The 16,669-nt window shown below is 40.2% G+C and carries 11 protein-coding genes and 4 pseudogenes; 7 read left to right on the top strand and 8 right to left on the bottom strand.

The features are described 5' to 3' along the window. The first annotated feature begins 41 nt into the window (after window positions 1–41). Entirely contained in the window at window positions 42–695 is a 654-nt protein-coding gene (locus GMB86_RS06330) for a methyltransferase family protein (protein WP_010027497.1), read from the top strand. A 281-nt stretch (window positions 696–976) separates the two neighbouring features. Here the strand turns inward: GMB86_RS06330 and GMB86_RS06335 are convergent. Then, window positions 977–1,549 (bottom strand): annotated as a pseudogene (locus tag GMB86_RS06335) (HAD-IC family P-type ATPase); the annotation flags it as partial. A 204-nt stretch (window positions 1,550–1,753) separates the two neighbouring features. On the opposite strand from GMB86_RS06335, the gene istA reads away from it, so the two are divergent. Together istA and istB are read left to right on the top strand one after the other, a co-directional pair. Then, on the top strand, window positions 1,754–3,271 hold the full coding sequence (gene istA, locus GMB86_RS06340; protein WP_155217845.1) for an IS21 family transposase: 1,518 nt from the start codon (window positions 1,754–1,756) through the stop codon (window positions 3,269–3,271). Beyond that, the gene (gene istB / locus GMB86_RS06345; RefSeq protein ID WP_141306172.1) at window positions 3,268–4,029 is read left to right on the top strand and encodes an IS21-like element helper ATPase IstB; all 762 of its coding nucleotides are present in this window, start codon (window positions 3,268–3,270) and stop codon (window positions 4,027–4,029) included. Before istA ends, istB begins: the two co-directional genes overlap by 4 nt. A 297-nt stretch (window positions 4,030–4,326) precedes the next feature. Here istB and GMB86_RS06350 read toward each other — a convergent pair. The 3 genes and pseudogenes from GMB86_RS06350 to GMB86_RS06360 form a co-directional block, all read right to left on the bottom strand. Continuing rightward, window positions 4,327–5,480 (bottom strand): IS3 family transposase gene (locus GMB86_RS06350; protein WP_155217847.1). Its coding sequence is split into 2 segments (ribosomal slippage): window positions 4,327–5,228 and window positions 5,228–5,480, totalling 1,155 coding nucleotides; the frame shifts between segments, so codons are not numbered across the junction. A 371-nt stretch (window positions 5,481–5,851) separates the two neighbouring features. Continuing rightward, window positions 5,852–6,661, bottom strand: a pseudogene (locus GMB86_RS06355) (transposase); the annotation flags it as partial. Window positions 6,662–6,802: 141 nt separating this feature from the next. Then, window positions 6,803–8,980: a copper-translocating P-type ATPase gene (locus GMB86_RS06360; RefSeq protein ID WP_141306143.1), complete on the bottom strand. Its 2,178-nt coding sequence runs from the start codon at window positions 8,978–8,980 to the stop codon at window positions 6,803–6,805. Between the two features lie 241 nt (window positions 8,981–9,221). On the opposite strand from GMB86_RS06360, the gene GMB86_RS06365 reads away from it, so the two are divergent. After that, window positions 9,222–9,548 carry a four-helix bundle copper-binding protein gene (locus GMB86_RS06365; RefSeq protein WP_141306144.1) on the top strand — a complete coding sequence of 109 codons (327 nt, stop codon included), beginning with the start codon at window positions 9,222–9,224 and terminating at the stop codon, window positions 9,546–9,548. Between the two features lie 89 nt (window positions 9,549–9,637). On the opposite strand, the pseudogene GMB86_RS06370 reads toward GMB86_RS06365, so the two are convergent. The 4 genes and pseudogenes from GMB86_RS06370 to GMB86_RS06385 form a co-directional block, all read right to left on the bottom strand. Continuing rightward, window positions 9,638–10,354, bottom strand: a pseudogene (locus tag GMB86_RS06370) (DNA topoisomerase); the annotation flags it as partial. Between the two features lie 206 nt (window positions 10,355–10,560). After that, window positions 10,561–11,714, bottom strand: a protein-coding gene (locus GMB86_RS06375) for an IS3 family transposase (protein ID WP_141306174.1) whose coding sequence is annotated in 2 segments (ribosomal slippage) — window positions 10,561–11,462 and window positions 11,462–11,714 — 1,155 coding nt in all. Because the reading frame shifts where the segments join, the coding sequence is not laid out codon by codon here. 68 nt (window positions 11,715–11,782) lie between these two features. Next, window positions 11,783–13,327: pseudogene (locus GMB86_RS06380) on the bottom strand (heavy metal translocating P-type ATPase); the annotation flags it as partial. Then, window positions 13,320–13,694, bottom strand: coding sequence for an ArsR/SmtB family transcription factor (locus GMB86_RS06385; protein ID WP_093672797.1), 375 nt, complete (start codon window positions 13,692–13,694; stop codon window positions 13,320–13,322). The pseudogene GMB86_RS06380 and the gene GMB86_RS06385, both read right to left, overlap by 8 nt. 326 nt (window positions 13,695–14,020) lie before the next feature. Here GMB86_RS06385 and lgt point away from each other — a divergent pair, with 326 nt between their 5' ends. The 3 genes from lgt (at window position 14,021) to GMB86_RS06400 (ending at window position 16,574) form a co-directional block, all read left to right on the top strand. Beyond that, window positions 14,021–14,806 carry a prolipoprotein diacylglyceryl transferase gene (lgt, locus tag GMB86_RS06390; RefSeq protein WP_010023121.1) on the top strand — a complete coding sequence of 262 codons (786 nt, stop codon included), beginning with the start codon at window positions 14,021–14,023 and terminating at the stop codon, window positions 14,804–14,806. A 37-nt stretch (window positions 14,807–14,843) separates the two neighbouring features. Next, complete coding sequence (locus tag GMB86_RS06395) at window positions 14,844–15,275, top strand: hypothetical protein (RefSeq protein WP_010023122.1); 432 nt, start codon at window positions 14,844–14,846, stop codon at window positions 15,273–15,275. Between the two features lie 135 nt (window positions 15,276–15,410). Then, window positions 15,411–16,574 carry a geranylgeranyl reductase family protein gene (locus GMB86_RS06400; RefSeq protein WP_100489375.1) on the top strand — a complete coding sequence of 388 codons (1,164 nt, stop codon included), beginning with the start codon at window positions 15,411–15,413 and terminating at the stop codon, window positions 16,572–16,574. Window positions 16,575–16,669 lie beyond the last annotated feature (95 nt).

The raw sequence follows: 16,669 nt of genomic DNA on the forward strand, positions 1-16,669 counted from the left end.
TGAGCTGGTTTATAGATTATTTATGAAGAGGAGATTTGCTCATGCCTGATGGAAAATACGCGTACGGTCTATGGGGTGCTGTCCTATTCAACATCGTTTTCTTCGGACTGTTTGCTTACTCCGTGTTTAAACCGACGACAAAACGGGACTGGAGAACTTTGGGGGCATTTACAGGGTTTATGGTCGCTTTGTTCAGCGAAATGTTTGGTTATCCCCTGACCATCTATATCCTGACATCTATCCTTGGGAAGAATTATCCAGTTCTTGATCCGTTCAATCATATTAATGGTCATCTATGGGTGGCAGTAGCAGGAGGATCTCCGATTTTATTTGATATTCTTCACCCTTTAAGCAATGTGTTTATTTTTGGCGGATTGATTATTATCGGGATTGGTTGGAGAAAAATACATTCAGGGGAAGGAAAATTAGTCACGGATGGGATCTACCGATTTATTCGCCATCCTCAATACACCGGTTTCGGAGTGGCAATTATCGGTTTTCTGATTCAATGGCCAACGTTAATTACACTCATTATGGCGCCTACTTTACTGATTATGTACAGGAAACTGGCAAAAAGAGAAGAACAGAACATGATTCAAGAGTTTGGTGAGGAATATCTCGAGTATATGAAAAAGGTACCTAGATTCGTTCCAAAGATACATTTAACTAATTTCACAAAGAAGGAAACAAATTAAAAGAAACTGACAGATGATCCTTTTACTATTTATACATGGATTCTTTTAATCATTAATTTTAGTGTGGTAGATTACTCACTCTCTGTGTTCCTCCGTGATTAATTTGAGAAAACATTAAAACATTGAACAAACAATGATGGTAACCGGACCGCTTCACATAATCGACCAAACTTATCTGTGTATCAATGCTGTTCCAAAACGTACTAACTTACACATCCCCCCATCTTCCATAATCAGCACTAAAACCTTCGCCAATCAAGCGAAGGTTTTGTCTTTGATTTTTACTCTTTAACTTTCGCGAGTCGTAAACTGTTCAATGTGACAATTATTGTAGCTCCCACATCAGCTAAAATAGCAATCCATAGTGTTAGCCACCCTGGGAAAATAAGCAATATAGAAATAGCTTTAATAGCTAGTGAGAACGTGACGTTTTGTTTAATAATCGCCAAAGCTTTACGGCTCAATTTTATTGTGTAGGGCAATTTTGTTAAATCATCAGACATAAGGGCAATGTCGGCTGTCTCTAAAGCTGTATCTGTTCCAGCACCCCCCATAGCAATACCCACAGTGGCTTCTGCCAATGCTGGGGCATCGTTCACCCCATCACCAACCATTGCAACCTTTTGCTTCCCACGATAGGACTTAATATAATTTAGCTTTTCTTCCGGTAGCAATTCTGCTTGAATATCAGAAACACCGACTTCTTTTCCTATTGTCTCGGCTGTACTTTTGTTGTCCCCTGTTAACATTACAGTTTGTTCAATACCGGACTGATGAAGTTTTTGGATAACATTCTTCGCTGAATCTCTTAGCTTATCAGCCACAGCGATAAGGGCAAGAATATCTCCGTCCGTGGATGTAAGTCAATATATTGGACACAAAAAAAGTTTGGTAGATTGAGAGCTCGTTGCGTCATTGTTTTTGATAATCTAGAATTGAGCCATTGATAAGCAATTCGCTCACATAAAAATGAGCCACATGATTTCCAATTCTTAGCCCATCTTCCTTATGATAGAAAAGTAACCAGCAATTCTACATAAGGGAGAGGGAAAAAAAGGATGATCGATATGGCTCACTATCATCGTATCAAATTTCTAAAGGAGGTTGAAGGTCTTTCACAACGTCAGATTGCGAGAAAATTAGGAATTTCAAGGAATACAGTGAGTAAGTATATGAAACAGGAAGAAGCCCCAACCCTTCCCGTTCGGCAACGCTCATACGGGAAGAAAGAATACTCGGAGGAAACTCAACGCATTCTTCCAATCATAGACCAGTGGCTTCTTGAGGACCAGAAACATTGGGTGAAACAAAAACATACGGCAGCGAGAATCTATCAACGGTTAGTCAAGGAATATCAGTTTAAGGGGTCGTCCTCTAACATTCGTAAGCTTGTTGCCAAGCGAAGACAGAAACAGCAGGAAGTATTCATTCCCCTTGAATTCCGATACGGCCTTCAATTTCAATTTGACTGGGGCGAGGCCGATGTTATTCTTCAGGGAAAAACGCAGCGAATCTTTCTTTTTTGTCTGCAGCTTTCATCTAGCCGTTTTCGATTTGTTCGAGCTTACACTCATCAAAAACAGGAGGCTTTTCTGGACGGCTTTGTACACGCTTTTGAATTTCTGGGTGGTGTGCCTGTCGAAGGCCTTTTTGATAATCTAAAGACAGCCGTGGTCAAAGTTTTGAAAGGCAGAGATCGCTTAGAACAAGAAGCCTTTATCGCGCTCCAGGCGCATTATGGGTTCAAGGCCACCTTTGCCAATCCCCGAAGGGGAAATGAAAAGGGAAGGGTTGAAGGGACGGTTGGCTATGTCCGACGCAACGCGTTGGTCCCTTATCCAGACGTTCAATCCATGGATGAACTCAATCATTATCTTATGGATTGGTGCCTTAAAGAGGCGGCCCGCATTCACGTTCCGCGTACCGATGAAACGGTCGCACAGGTTTGGGCCAAAGAAAAACTTACCCTTCATTCCCTTCCGGGAACACCATTTGAAGCCTGCCGGTTGATATCCTGTCAGGTCAATCAATTGTCTCTCATCCATGTAGAGACCAACCAATACTCCGTTCCCTGCGCTTATGTTGGACAAGCTGTCTGGGTTAAACAGTTTGTCGATCGTCTGATCATTGTGGCTCAAAATCAAGTGATCACTGAATATCCCCGTTCGTACGGACGAAATCAACTATTCACCCGTCTGGACCATTATCTGGAGGCGCTTCTGAAAAAGCCTCGTGCGATCCGAGATGCACATCCTTTTCAGAATCCAGATATTCCTGAAATCTTCCGGCATTTCCATCGTAGAATGCGTGAGACTGAGGGAGCGGCCGGAGACCGCAAATTTGTCAGGCTTCTTCTTCTCCACCGGGAACTTGGCCTGAATCTGTTAACCCAAGCCATTCAGGAAGCAGAACGGAAGCAAATTTTCACCTATGAAGCGGTTCATGAGGTCATTCAAAAGATGACAGGTAATGTGGCAGGACCCGTTGGTCAAGCACCGGAAGCTCTGGAGAACTACAAGGTGAAAGTGACCGATATCAATCAATACAGACAACTCGTGAAGGAGGAAAACCAATGACCACGGAACTTCTGTTGGACCATCTGACCAGGCAACTCAGGATGCCCACCCTAGCCAGACAGTATCGTTCTCTAGCACGGGAAGCGGAGGAGCACAATTTGCGTTATGAAGATTATCTTTTGGCATTGCTTGAAGCTGAATCGCAAAGTCGAGAAGAAAATCAACGACAAAGGCGTTTGAAACAAGCACGTTTTCCTGTTTCTAAGACGCTGGACACGTACGATTTCAGTTTGATGCCCAGTCTGAACCGAAATCATTTTCTCACCCTGGCCAAAGGTGAGTTTGTCCGAAAAAAAGAGAATGTGATTTTTCTCGGTAACAGTGGAACGGGCAAGAGCCACCTGGCCATTGGGTTGGGAATAGAGATGATTCAAAACGGGTTTAAAGCAAAATTTATAACGGCCTCCGAATTAGTCGAAGAACTGCTCATGGCCTATGAGGAACAGAAACTAAGCGCCATGGAGAAAAGGTGGCTCAAATTTGATGTAGTCATTGTGGATGAACTCGGCTATGTTCCTTTCTCCAAAACCGGAGCAGAACTCCTATTTCAATTTTTTTCAAGTCGGTATGAGCGTGCCAGTCTCATTCTGACAACGAATCTTGAATTCAGCGAATGGACAAGCTTGTTTGGCGATGAAAAGATGACGGCTGCCCTGCTTGACCGACTAACGCATCGCTGTCACATCCATCTACTTAACGGCGAATCTTACCGATTTAGGCAGAGCATGGAAAGAAAAGAAAACTCAGGACAGGGATAATGTCAGCGCAAGTGTTAGGTGGGAACTGGCCCTCCCCGGGCCAGTCCCCACCTAACACCCATATTATTCCATAATTGGAAGTACCACACGATAAAGTGGCTCACTTTTGATGTGATCACTCTGGCTCAATTTCATATTGACAAAAACAGTCATTTTGAGTTTGATCTGAATCGCTTGACATGGAGCCTCTACGGGCGATGTTTTTTGGCAAAGGGGCGAAAGGGTAAATCTCTTTCGCCTGGCGAGATAGCCTACAACGCCCGTCTCTCCATGTCAAGCGGTGCTCGTGCAGCATGATCAGGCCACTTTCAAAAACTTGTCTTCTGCTTCCTGAGGCGTCAGGTAATCGAGACAGCTATGGATCCGGGACCTGTTGTACCAGCCTTCAATGTACTGAAAGAGGGCACGTCTTGCTTCATTGAAATCATGATACGTCGTCTGATGGATTTCCTCTTTTTTCAATGTTGCATGAAAGGACTCAATGCACGCGTTATCGTATGGGCAGCCTTTTTTACTGAAAGAATGGACGATTTGTTTCTCTTGAATCGCTTTCTCAAATTCATGGCTTGTATACTGGGACCCAAGGTCCGTATGCAGGATCAGACCCGGTTCAGGATTTTGGTTGACGCAAGCGTTATCTAAAGCCTTTAAGGCTAGCTCTGTTGTCATGCTCCGAGAAAAGGAATAGCCAATAATCTTTCGTGTACACAGATCCATGACTGAGGCCAGGTAGCACCAGCCCTCTTTGATCGTGTGGATATAAGTGATATCTGCAACCCATTTTTGGTTGATCTTTGTTGTTGTAAAGTCCTGAGCCAGTACATTTTTTCTGTTCTCGACCGGTCCCTGGCTCGATTGCGGACGATACTTTTTCACAATAATGGACCGCAAATTGGCTCGTCTCATCAGCTGTTGCACACGTTTGAGGCTGACCATAAAGCCTTCTTTTCTCAAGCGTTTCTGAATCTTAGGAGCTCCATATCGCCGTTTACTTTCTGTATAAAGGGTCTGAATACGTTGCATCAATTTCCGATTCTCACGGGCCAGACTGGACTCACCGGCACTCTTGGCCTGATAATAGGTACTCCGCGGCATGTCAAGCACCTGGCATACCGTTTTTATGGGATGTTTTTCTTGCAGGCGATCAATCAACACACTCATCTCAGCGGACGTTACTTTTTTGCGAATATGGCCATAGCTTTTTTTAATATTTCGTTTTCCTCCTGAATGCGTCTCATCTCTTTCTGAAGCTTCAGGTAATCCACAGGAGTAAAGGATTTCCCGTCTTCTAAAGAAATTGGATTCAGTTTCTTAATCCATTTATAAATCGTTGTTTCCGATACGCCATATTCGCTGCTGAGATCTTTGACCGGAGTGCCTGACTGGTAGAGTTCCACGATCATTTGCCGGAATTCTTTATTGAATTTGTTGCTTGTTTTTCCGCTGCCCATCCGGGACACATCCTTTCGTTAATCCTTAGTTTAACTAAAATGTGTCCGTAAAACTATCCTAACATCAGTATGAAAGTGCAATAAGAACAATTGGAATAGGAATGAGAAATCCTAACACAAACAATATCATTCCTTCGCCTATCACTAATTTTATTAAAACAATGTATAGAAATAAAGGCAAGTCTATAAGTAGCCAACGTAACAGTGCATATGCAATAACAAGGTTTTTAAACTACATAATCAATCAGATAAAGCAGAAGGATAGTTATTTTATGCATTTAGAAAATGAGGGGATAAGTGGATTAGGGCTGATTCATGGTTCTAAATATATTTCAAGCTTATCTTTACGAGCAAGGGCTGGGGAACTTTCCCAATCGTTCTTCACTCATGGCAATGTGTGTTTTATAACCAAAGAAAGAAGTATCAGCCGATTTATGCCCTTTTCGGGCATCCGGATCATCGGAAGAAGGCAGGTGCTCCTCGTGATCTTCCACCAGTTCTTTTAAGTAATTAAGCTTTTCTTTTACCTTAGGATAGTGGGAGACAGCTTCTGCTTGATTCACCACTTCAATAAGTTGTTTATTATATTGGAGCTCATCAACTAGATCCTCCGTAACGTTCTTCGAAGGAAATTTCTCTTTCATATGCTCGTCCACCTGGTAAACAGCTTTACGTAACAGCTTTGATTTTTCTCTCAGAAATTCAACAGGTGACTTCTGGTTAAAGCGTGCTTGTGTATGGGTGGCATCAACGATAATGGAATTACTCGCAATAAGATCTTTTTCCAGAGCTAACTCCACTGATTTCTGAATTAACATATCCAGTAACTGTGTATCCTTTAGGCGTAATTTCCGGAACTTGGTTAATGTGCTTGAATGAATAACTGGGTCTTCTGGTGCCATCTCTAAAAAATATTTGAAAGACATATCATATTTCGAACGCTCGACGACATCAACATCAGACAAATCGAAGATTGTCTTGAGTAGTAGGTATTTAAACAGACGAATAGGAGGCACAGCGTTTCGACCGTTGTCCAAACAATATTTATCTCTTAGTTCTTCTAAAATAAAAGAGAAGTCCACCAGTTCATTTATTTGACGAAGCATATTGTCTTTGGGTACCACCAAATCATATATTGCCATAAAGGGACTAAGATTAAGTGACTGTTGATCAGAAATCATATGTACCACCACCACTAAAAAATGTTACCTCCATTATACATGAAAATAAAAACGAGGGTTTTCTCGATTTCATCGAGAAAACCCTCGTAAATTAGAATTTGGACTTTTTCAGTGGCCTCCTATTTCATCCTGTCTTTTTTCTTAATCAATCTTCAACAATTGGGCATTGATCGCACAAATAATGGTACTTAGGGACATCACCACTGCCCCAATTGCAGGAGTTATCACAATGCCTATACTATACAAAACACCAGCTGCTAGGGGAATAGCAACAATATTATACCCAGCAGCCCATCCTAAGTTCTGCACCATTTTTCTACGACTTGCTTTAGACAGCTTAATAATATTTAGGATATCTACTGGGTTACTATTTACTAGTACAACATCAGCTGTTTCTATTGCAACATCCGTACCAGCACCTATTGCAATACCTAAATCTGCCTCAGCTAAGGCAGGCGCATCATTAATTCCGTCGCCTATCATGGCAACTTTTTTGCCACCTTGTTTTAAGTGCTTCACATTATTTGACTTTTCATGTGGTAAAACTTCTGCAATCACTTTTGAAATCCCAAGTTTTTCACCTACATAATTTGCTACTCGGCTATTGTCTCCAGTCATCATTACTGTTTCTATACCAAGATCATTCAATTCTTTAATTACTGTGTAAGAAGATTCTCTGATAATATCTGCTAAGGCTATCATTCCTTGCAATACATTATCCTTAAGTACAAAAACAACTGTTTTCCCTTGTTGTGCTAATTTTTCATATGTCTTTTCATCAAAAGAAATCTTATTCGCTCTCATAGCTCCAGGGCTAATAACTGCGATTTCTGAGCCATTTACGTTGGCAGTTAATCCTTTACCAGTTAAATTTTTATAATCTGTTACATTATAGGATTCTATGTTTCGTTCTTTTCCTTCTTTCACAATTCCTTTTGCAATTGGATGATCCGATTGCGTTTCAACAGAGTAAGCTAATTTTAACAATTCTTCTTCACTTACACCATTGCTGGGATGAATATCGGTCACACCGAAGTTTCCCTCAGTCAAAGTACCAGTTTTATCAAAAACGATACGATCTACTTTCCAAGCACTTTCAAATTGGGTCCGATTGCGAATTAACAATCCTTTTTTTGCAGCAATTGATGTAGATCTTGAAGTAACCAATGGACCTGCTAGACCTAGTGCATGTGGACAAGCAATAATCAAGACCGTAACCATTCTCTCTAAAGCAAATTCAAAATCACCTGTGGTCATCCAATAAGCTAACGTAACAATTCCTGTAACTACCGCAACATAAAACAGCCATTTTGCTGCAACATCCGCAAATCCTTGCGCTTTCGATTTCGTTTTTTCCGCATCACTTACCAATTGAATTACTTGAGACAGGTAAGTATCATTCCCTGTCTTATTAACTTTGATTTTTAATACACCTTCGCCATTAACTGCACCACCAATTGCATCCATTCCAGGTCCTTTTTCTACTGGAACCGATTCTCCAGTGAGCATGGATTCATCAACTGTTGATTCCCCTTCAAATATTTCACCATCTAGTGGAATCTTTTCTCCGGATTTAACTAATATGTGGTCTCCTGGAACTAAATCCTCTACAGAAACTTCTACAATGTTGCCAGAGGCATTAATTTTATGTGCTTCTTTTGGCATAAGTTTTATTAACTCTTCTAACGCTTTTGAAGCACCCATGATAGACTTCATTTCAATCCAATGTCCTAGCAACATAATGACGATTAATGTAGCCAATTCAAAAAAGAAGTCACTACCTTCAATAAAGAAGGCTGTTAATGAACTATATATATAAGCTGTAACAATAGCTAAAGAAATTAACATCATCATTCCAGGCGTTTTTGCTTTTACTTCATCCCATGCACCTTGCAAGAAAGGTTTACCACCATAGAAAAAGACTATCGTTGAAAGCAAGAATAATAGTAAAGTGTCCCCAGTAAAGTTAACTTCATATCCAAAAAGCATTTGTATCATTTCCGACAAATAAGAAATTGGTATAGCCAGAACTAAGGATACCCAGAATCGCTTTTTAAAGTCCTCAATCATATGTTCATGGTGACCTGCATGGCCGCCTCCATGTCCTCCGTGATGGTGGTGATCATGTTTGTTGTGGTTATGGTTTTCATGTCCTTCATGCGAACTGTGTTCATGGTGGGCATGTTCATGTTGATTATGATGCATGTGTCCCCCATGTTCGCTACCATTGTGATGTTCATGTTTGCTGTGATTGTGTGTCTCTTGTTTTTCATGTCCACTATGATGTTGCTTACCCTTTCCGTTACCATGCTTTTCCATTGTTTTCACCCCTTTAATCATCTTAGTTTGAGAAGATTTTGTGTACTTTATTCCATCTCCTTATTTCAATCACATCATACTATACCATACTATACCCCCATTCGGTATAAAATAAACTTAAGTAATATATTACGAATCTGTGCAGTTTTTGTGCAGTTCGTCGGTTTTAGTTTTAATGGAAGAAATAATGGGAATATTATAATGTGCGGAATTAAAATAATATAATTTGGAGGATTTGATTATGTCACATGAACAACATCAAGAATTGCTGCAAACCTTACATGAATGCATGGTGGAATGTAATCATTGTTACAGTGCGTGTTTAAAGGAAGATGATATTAAAATGATGGCTGAATGCATACGGTTGGACAGAGAGTGCGCAGACATGTGTAACTATTTAGAACAGGCGATTTCAAGAGGTACACCGTTTATTTCTGAGTTAGCTTCCGTTTGTGCTAAAATTTGTGAAGCATGTGGAAATGAATGCAAAAAACATGATCATGAACACTGTCAGAAATGTGCTGATGCCTGCTTTAATTGTGCAGAAGCATGTAAAAATGTTGCTTAAGAACATTCATTATATAAAAAAGGTTGCTCAAAGCAGGTTATTTAATTCCTTGAGCAACTTTCTTCTTTTTATTATAAATCGTGTTAATTTCAACTTCCTTTTTTTACCTCTTGCTTTTTAAGAAACTCCATCTTCCAACTAAAATATTCGTTATCAGAATTTTTTTCATATCGTAAATAAGCATCAAACTTATTGCCTTTTTTACTTGTTAGTCCTTTAACCAAAACGACTCCGTTTTTTAAAAAGCTTTTTACCATTGTTTTTGTTGGTTTCTTTTTCATCGAAGCTAAAAATTTATCATTCTTCCAAATAACAAATTTACAGCCATTTTTCCAGTTACTACATCCAAAGCCTTTCTGTCCCTCAATAATTCCATGCCCACAAAGAGGACATTTTCCTAGAACTTCAATAGTTTTCTTTTCATTTGAAACTTCATTAATTATGATGTCTTTTTCATTTTTAATTGTTTTTACAGAATCGGTTGTAAAATCAAAAATTAAATTCAAGAAACTTTCCTTTGTAAACTTTTGCTTTTCGATATCAGACAATGTTTTTTCCAATCTACCAGTGAATTCTAAATCAAATAATTCCTTTACTGGCAATGTTTCAACTAATTTTCTGCCCAGTTCTGTACAAATTAAATTTTTATTTTGAGTAGCAATATAGCCGACATCTTTTAGCTTTTTTATTGTTTCAGCTCTTGTAGCTGGTGTACCAATGCTATAACCACTTAAAATGGCAGCCATCATTTCTTCACTGTCTTCATCCTCTTTGTCTTTACTCTTGCCGCAAGTTTCCATTACTCTTGGATGTAAGTCAATATATTGGACACAAAAAAGTTTGGTAGATTGAGAGCTCGTTGCGTCATTTTGAGTTTGATCTGAATCGCTTGACATGGAGCCTCTACGGGCGATGTTTTTTGGCAAAGGGGCGAAAGGGTAAATCTCTTTCGCCTGGCGAGATAGCCTACAACGCCCGTCTCTCCATGTCAAGCGGTGCTCGTGCAGCATGATCAGGCCACTTTCAAAAACTTGTCTTCTGCTTCCTGAGGCGTCAGGTAATCGAGACAGCTATGGATCCGGGACCTGTTGTACCAGCCTTCAATGTACTGAAAGAGGGCACGTCTTGCTTCATTGAAATCATGATACGTCGTCTGATGGATTTCCTCTTTTTTCAATGTTGCATGAAAGGACTCAATGCACGCGTTATCGTATGGGCAGCCTTTTTTACTGAAAGAATGGACGATTTGTTTCTCTTGAATCGCTTTCTCAAATTCATGGCTTGTATACTGGGACCCAAGGTCCGTATGCAGGATCAGACCCGGTTCAGGATTTTGGTTGACGCAAGCGTTATCTAAAGCCTTTAAGGCTAGCTCTGTTGTCATGCTCCGAGAAAAGGAATAGCCAATAATCTTTCGTGTACACAGATCCATGACTGAGGCCAGGTAGCACCAGCCCTCTTTGATCGTGTGGATATAAGTGATATCTGCAACCCATTTTTGGTTGATCTTTGTTGTTGTAAAGTCCTGAGCCAGTACATTTTTTCTGTTCTCGACCGGTCCCTGGCTCGATTGCGGACGATACTTTTTCACAATAATGGACCGCAAATTGGCTCGTCTCATCAGCTGTTGCACACGTTTGAGGCTGACCATAAAGCCTTCTTTTCTCAAGCGTTTCTGAATCTTAGGAGCTCCATATCGCCGTTTACTTTCTGTATAAAGGGTCTGAATACGTTGCATCAATTTCCGATTCTCACGGGCCAGACTGGACTCACCGGCACTCTTGGCCTGATAATAGGTACTCCGCGGCATGTCAAGCACCTGGCATACCGTTTTTATGGGATGTTTTTCTTGCAGGCGATCAATCAACACACTCATCTCAGCGGACGTTACTTTTTTGCGAATATGGCCATAGCTTTTTTTAATATTTCGTTTTCCTCCTGAATGCGTCTCATCTCTTTCTGAAGCTTCAGGTAATCCTCAGGAGTAAAGGATTTCCCGTCTTCTAAAGAAATTGGATTCAGTTTCTTAATCCATTTATAAATCGTTGTTTCCGATACGCCATATTCGCTGCTGAGATCTTTGACCGGAGTGCCTGACTGGTAGAGTTCCACGATCATTTGCCGGAATTCTTTATTGAATTTGTTGCTTGTTTTTCCGCTGCCCATCCGGGACACACCCTTTCGTTAATCCTTAGTTTAACTAAAATGTGTCCGTAAAACTATCCTAACATCACCGTTCCAAAAACCATTACTGTTTTCCCTTGCTTTTGAAGGGTTACAATCTGATTATGAATAGCTTTTTTAATCCCATTAGAAAGTGTTTCTTCAAAAAGGTTCGGGCTTCCCACATAGTACATGTTCTGGTTAATTCTAGCCTTGACACCTTTACCAGTAATGGATTGAAAGTCCTCAATCTCAATATCGTTAAATTTCAGCCTTTCTTCCTCAGCCTTCCTAACAATGGCTGAGGCGAGTGGGTGCTGAGATCCTTTTTCAAGAGCCGCTGTTAAGGTTATGATATCTTGTTCGTTTTTATTAAAAGTTACAACGTCTGTAACCTCTGGAATCCCTCTTGTTAATGTACCGGTTTTATCAAAGGCAATAACCTTGAGGGAGCCAGCTTCTTCTAGGTGAACTCCTCCTTTGATAATTACACCGTTTTTGGCAGCATTTCCTATCGATGTGACAATAGCTACGGGTGTAGAAATGACCAGAGCACACGGGCAACCGACAACCAGCAAGGCTAACCCTCGATAGATCCAATCTCCCCAAGAATCTCCCATGAATAAAGGAGGAATCACGGACAACAGGACAGCGAAAATAATAATCGCTGGCGTATAGACTTTTGCAAAACGATCAACAAACGTCTGAGAAGGTGCTTTTTCTGCTTGAGATTCTTCAACTAAATGAATAATTTTAGAAAGAGTTGTATCTTCAACTCTTTTTGTAACTTTGACCTCCAACAAACCTTCTTCATTTAATGTCCCAGCAAAGACTTCGTCATTAATGGTTTTTGTTACTGGTACTGACTCGCCAGTAATGGCGGCTTGATTTAGAGTCGATGTTCCATTAGTCACAACTCCGTCCATAGCCAATTTTTGCCCTGGTTTCACAATCATTGTGTCACCAACCTGAACATCTACAACAGGGACCATCAATTCTTGACCGTTCCGACGAATCAATGTTTCTTTTGGTGCAATTTTCATTAACGATTGAATAGATTGTCTCGCTTTATCTGCTGAATAACTTTCTAACGCTTCACTAATCGCAAAGAGAATAACAACCGTTGCTCCTTCTTCCCATTTACCTATCGCGGCCGCTCCTATAATAGCAATCGTCATAAGAGTGTCCATATCAAAGTCAAGCCGAATCAGATTTTTAAAACCTTCAATGAATAACGAGTAGCCACCGATGATAATAGCCGCTAAAAATCCGATGGTAGGAATCAGACTCAGCTCTCCGTATTGAGTCCCAATAATCCAACTGATTATCAATAGAAAGGCTGAAATGTAGACTTTAAAATTTTCTTTTTGCTTCCAAAATGGTACATGTTCAACAGTTTGTTCTGCTTCATCCCTGACTTTTAATTTTTCAAATGCTCCTGCTTTTTCTAACGCTTCAATGGTTGTGTTTCCAGTAACCATAATCTTAGAAGCGCCAAAATTCACTTTAGCTTCAATCACTCCATCTAACCGCTTTACATTTTTTTCAAACTTGTTCGCGCATTCCATGCAGTCAAACCCTTGAACTCGATATGACTTGACTTGTTGTTCAGACATGAGTTTTCTCCTCTTTTCTGTGCGTCATTGCAATAGAAATTAATTGTTTGATGTGTTCATCATCAAGCGAATAAAATGCCATTTTTCCGTCCTTTCGATATTTTACAAGACCTTGCTTACGGAGAGTGCGTAGGTGATGTGAAGCCGTTGCTATGGAAGAACCAATAATGTTTGCAACGTCACAAACACATAGCTCCTTATCTTGACATAAGGCAAAGACTATTTTTGACCTATTTTCATCAGCAAGCGCTTTGAACAATCGAACAACGCGAGATAGCCCATCATTTTCATTTTTTAAAAGGCCTTGTATGCGATTGACCTTTTCTTCGTCATAGCAATAAATTTCACATGTATCTTTTTCGACCACTAATAGCGACCTCCTTATCATTCAAATATTCATTTGATTATATTATACATCATTTCTTATTTTATTCAAATGTACATTTGAATAAATTTTTTTAGTGTGCTAGAGATGTCAATTATGTGCCATTAACTACAGAAAAATAAGATGATAAAAGATAGATGACTTTTTTTCCTTTGGTCAATCTCCATGACCTTCTTCATTGATATGCATCACCAAAAATTTTTCTATAATCATAACCGAAGTTTATCGTTTCCACATCGTTTCCACACATTTTTGCAATAGGATTCAACTTATAAAGTGATTATTTTTATTAAAAGGGAGGAAGGTTCATGTGGTTTCCAGGACCTGTTTTATTTAGAATCGGACCGATTCCAATTAATACGTTGGGTGCTTCGGTAGCTCTGGCAACGCTCTTTGGTTTATGGTTGATAAATCGTGAGGCCAAGAGGCAAGGTATTCAAGCGGATTACATGGTGGAATTCGCTATTTATTGTGTATTGGGTGGTGTTCTTGGAGCAAGATTGTGGTTTGTTCTCTTCAAATGGCCGTATTACGCTGCTCATCCAGCAGAAATTTTTATGGTTTGGATGGGGGGACTGGCAATACAAGGTGGCATTCTCGGCGGTACTTTAGTAGGAATCTGGCTCGCTAAGAAGCATAAATTGCCAGTTTGGCAGGTAGCCGATATCGTGGCACCGGCGTTAATACTCGGAATGGCGATTGGTCGCATATCAGATTTTCTTACCGGTGACGCTTATGGTATTCCAAGCAATTCCATCTTGGCTGTTTCCTATCCTCCGGGAACATTTGTCTACAACATCTTTGGCAGCACGCCGGTCCTGCCGATGCCCTTATTTGAGGCCATCGGTGATTTGATCATCTTTGGCTTTTTGCTATTGATTAAATATAGAAAACCATTCCAAGGGTTTCTATTCCTTCAGATGTTAATACTTTACTCAACGTTGAGATTTACTTTAGAGTTCTGGAGAGGAGACAGCCTAAGGACATTACTTAATCTGAAAGTCGCTCAATTGACGGCTTTGGCAACGATTATCTTAGCGATCGGTTTTATGATCGGACGCTATAGACAAATGAAAGCTGCTCATCGAGAGTAACAAAGAAAATTAGGAAACAAAGAAAAGGAGAAGCGGCATGAGGAACAGAAAATCTGGATCAGTTTCAGCAAATAAAAAGTCAAATCGAGGGAAAACCTTACTAAAAACCATAGGTTCTGTCCTTTTCGCCATTATTGCTACATCCCATCACTGGCTGCATATACTGTTGATTTCTGTCGGTTTAACGTCGATCGGGGCAGTTTTATTTAATATGCCTCCCCTTTTAAAAGTCATCCTGTTACTCATTTCCCTTGTCATTTCGATCCGGTTTATTTTCGTAGCGAAACGCAAATGGAGACATGAACGCCCGGTCGCATGGGTTTATGCCATCGCTTCGATTCTTTCGATTGTGATTGTATTTTCTGCTGTACCCCAGACAATCAGTACGATCATTCAGCCACCTTCAAACACACAGAATCCTAACAGCATAAACACGCATGACCATAATCATAGTGATATGAATAAATAGTGGTGAAATGATTTTTAGCAAATGGCAAGCAGGACATAGGGTGACTTTCTATTTTTATGAGGAATGTACGTATTTTCATGATGTGAGAATTGCATCAGTCTCTAAAAGATTGAAGGCTAAAAGGTTGGAAACAAAATGGATTCAAAGATTTATGATGTAATTATTGTCGGAGCAGGTCCTGGTGGCAGCTCACTGGCAGCAAAGCTTGCTGAAGTAGGACTTCATGTTTTAATTTTAGAGAAGCAAAGTTTTCCACGTTATAAAGTATGTGGAGGCGGGGTTACCAAGAGAGCCCTCCTGAAAATGCCGATTGATATCACACCGATTATTCGAGATCAGATCACTTCACTTATCACGGTGGAAGGAAATCATGACATTCAGGGGTTTAAACATAAAACGCCGTTTATTTATATGGTTATGAGAGACGAATTGGATCAACTACTGGCGAAACATGCCGTTGACTGTGGTGCAGAACTGAAAGAGGATTCCTTCGTTAAAAGAGTGGTCGAGTACGGTGGAAGGGTCGATGTATTTACAAGGGATGAGAAATATTCAGGACGGTATTTGGTTGGAGCCGATGGCGTAAACAGTATCGTTGCGAAACAGGTGGGGTTAATGTCGGAACGAAGGAAAGCTCTGGCATTGGAATATGAATTCAGATGTGACCAGGCAACAAACGCAAAATATAAAAACAAGGTTATCATTGATTATACCAGAGTACCCGATGGATATATATGGATATTTCCAAAAAATGGAATTCTATCGGCAGGCATCGGTTCTTACTCGTTAAGTCAGAAATTGATGTCGAAATATTTGCTTTCATTTTTGGACCATCAGGAAATGAGTGGAGATCTGCTGAGCGCGAAGGGATCTTTTTTGTCTGCTGGCGGTACCCGGCAGCCAATCATGACGCAACGAACAGCATTAATCGGAGACGCAGCCGGACTGGTCGATTCATTTGCCGGAGAGGGCATCTACTATGCTTTGTGGAGTGCTGAATTACTTTCTGACCATTTAATAAAGTCGATCAGGGATAGATATAGTGAAGCATTCTTAACCTATCAAAGAGATGTTGATCTGACAATCATGCCCGAACTCAGTACATTGGATCAGTTTGGCCGGAAATTTTACAAAAATCCGAAATTGATGCAAAAGATTGTTTCTCGTTTTCCTAAGTTATTAAGCTTAGTTTTTGATGTATTAGAAGGAAAAAGAGATTATAGCAAACTGTACAAGAAATTCAATATAGTAAAATCGTACGGCCATTTTTTGAATCTGAAAAGCTCTATTTTCACTTGAGTCCATTCTAAAAGACCAATTAATGATATTACCGTCATGATACGGAGTTATGTTTAGGAATAAAGGTTGACCCTGTACTTTGGTACAGGGTTTAT

Origin of the sequence: Terrilactibacillus tamarindi, assembly GCF_009718825.1 — a bacterium.
Taxonomy (GTDB): domain Bacteria; phylum Bacillota; class Bacilli; order Bacillales; family Sporolactobacillaceae; genus Terrilactibacillus; species Terrilactibacillus tamarindi.

What these genes read in the sequence shown, in the direction of transcription:
- GMB86_RS06400 (WP_100489375.1), top strand. Translation starts at nt 15,411, where the DNA reads ATGGATTCAAAGATTTATGATGTAATTATTGTCGGAGCAGGTCCTGGT.
- GMB86_RS06360 (WP_141306143.1), bottom strand. Translation starts at nt 8,980, where the DNA reads ATGGAAAAGCATGGTAACGGAAAGGGTAAGCAACATCATAGTGGACAT.
- istB (WP_141306172.1), top strand. Translation starts at nt 3,268, where the DNA reads ATGACCACGGAACTTCTGTTGGACCATCTGACCAGGCAACTCAGGATG.
- lgt (WP_010023121.1), top strand. Translation starts at nt 14,021, where the DNA reads ATGTGGTTTCCAGGACCTGTTTTATTTAGAATCGGACCGATTCCAATT.
- GMB86_RS06365 (WP_141306144.1), top strand. Translation starts at nt 9,222, where the DNA reads ATGTCACATGAACAACATCAAGAATTGCTGCAAACCTTACATGAATGC.
- GMB86_RS06395 (WP_010023122.1), top strand. Translation starts at nt 14,844, where the DNA reads ATGAGGAACAGAAAATCTGGATCAGTTTCAGCAAATAAAAAGTCAAAT.
- istA (WP_155217845.1), top strand. Translation starts at nt 1,754, where the DNA reads ATGATCGATATGGCTCACTATCATCGTATCAAATTTCTAAAGGAGGTT.
- GMB86_RS06330 (WP_010027497.1), top strand. Translation starts at nt 42, where the DNA reads ATGCCTGATGGAAAATACGCGTACGGTCTATGGGGTGCTGTCCTATTC.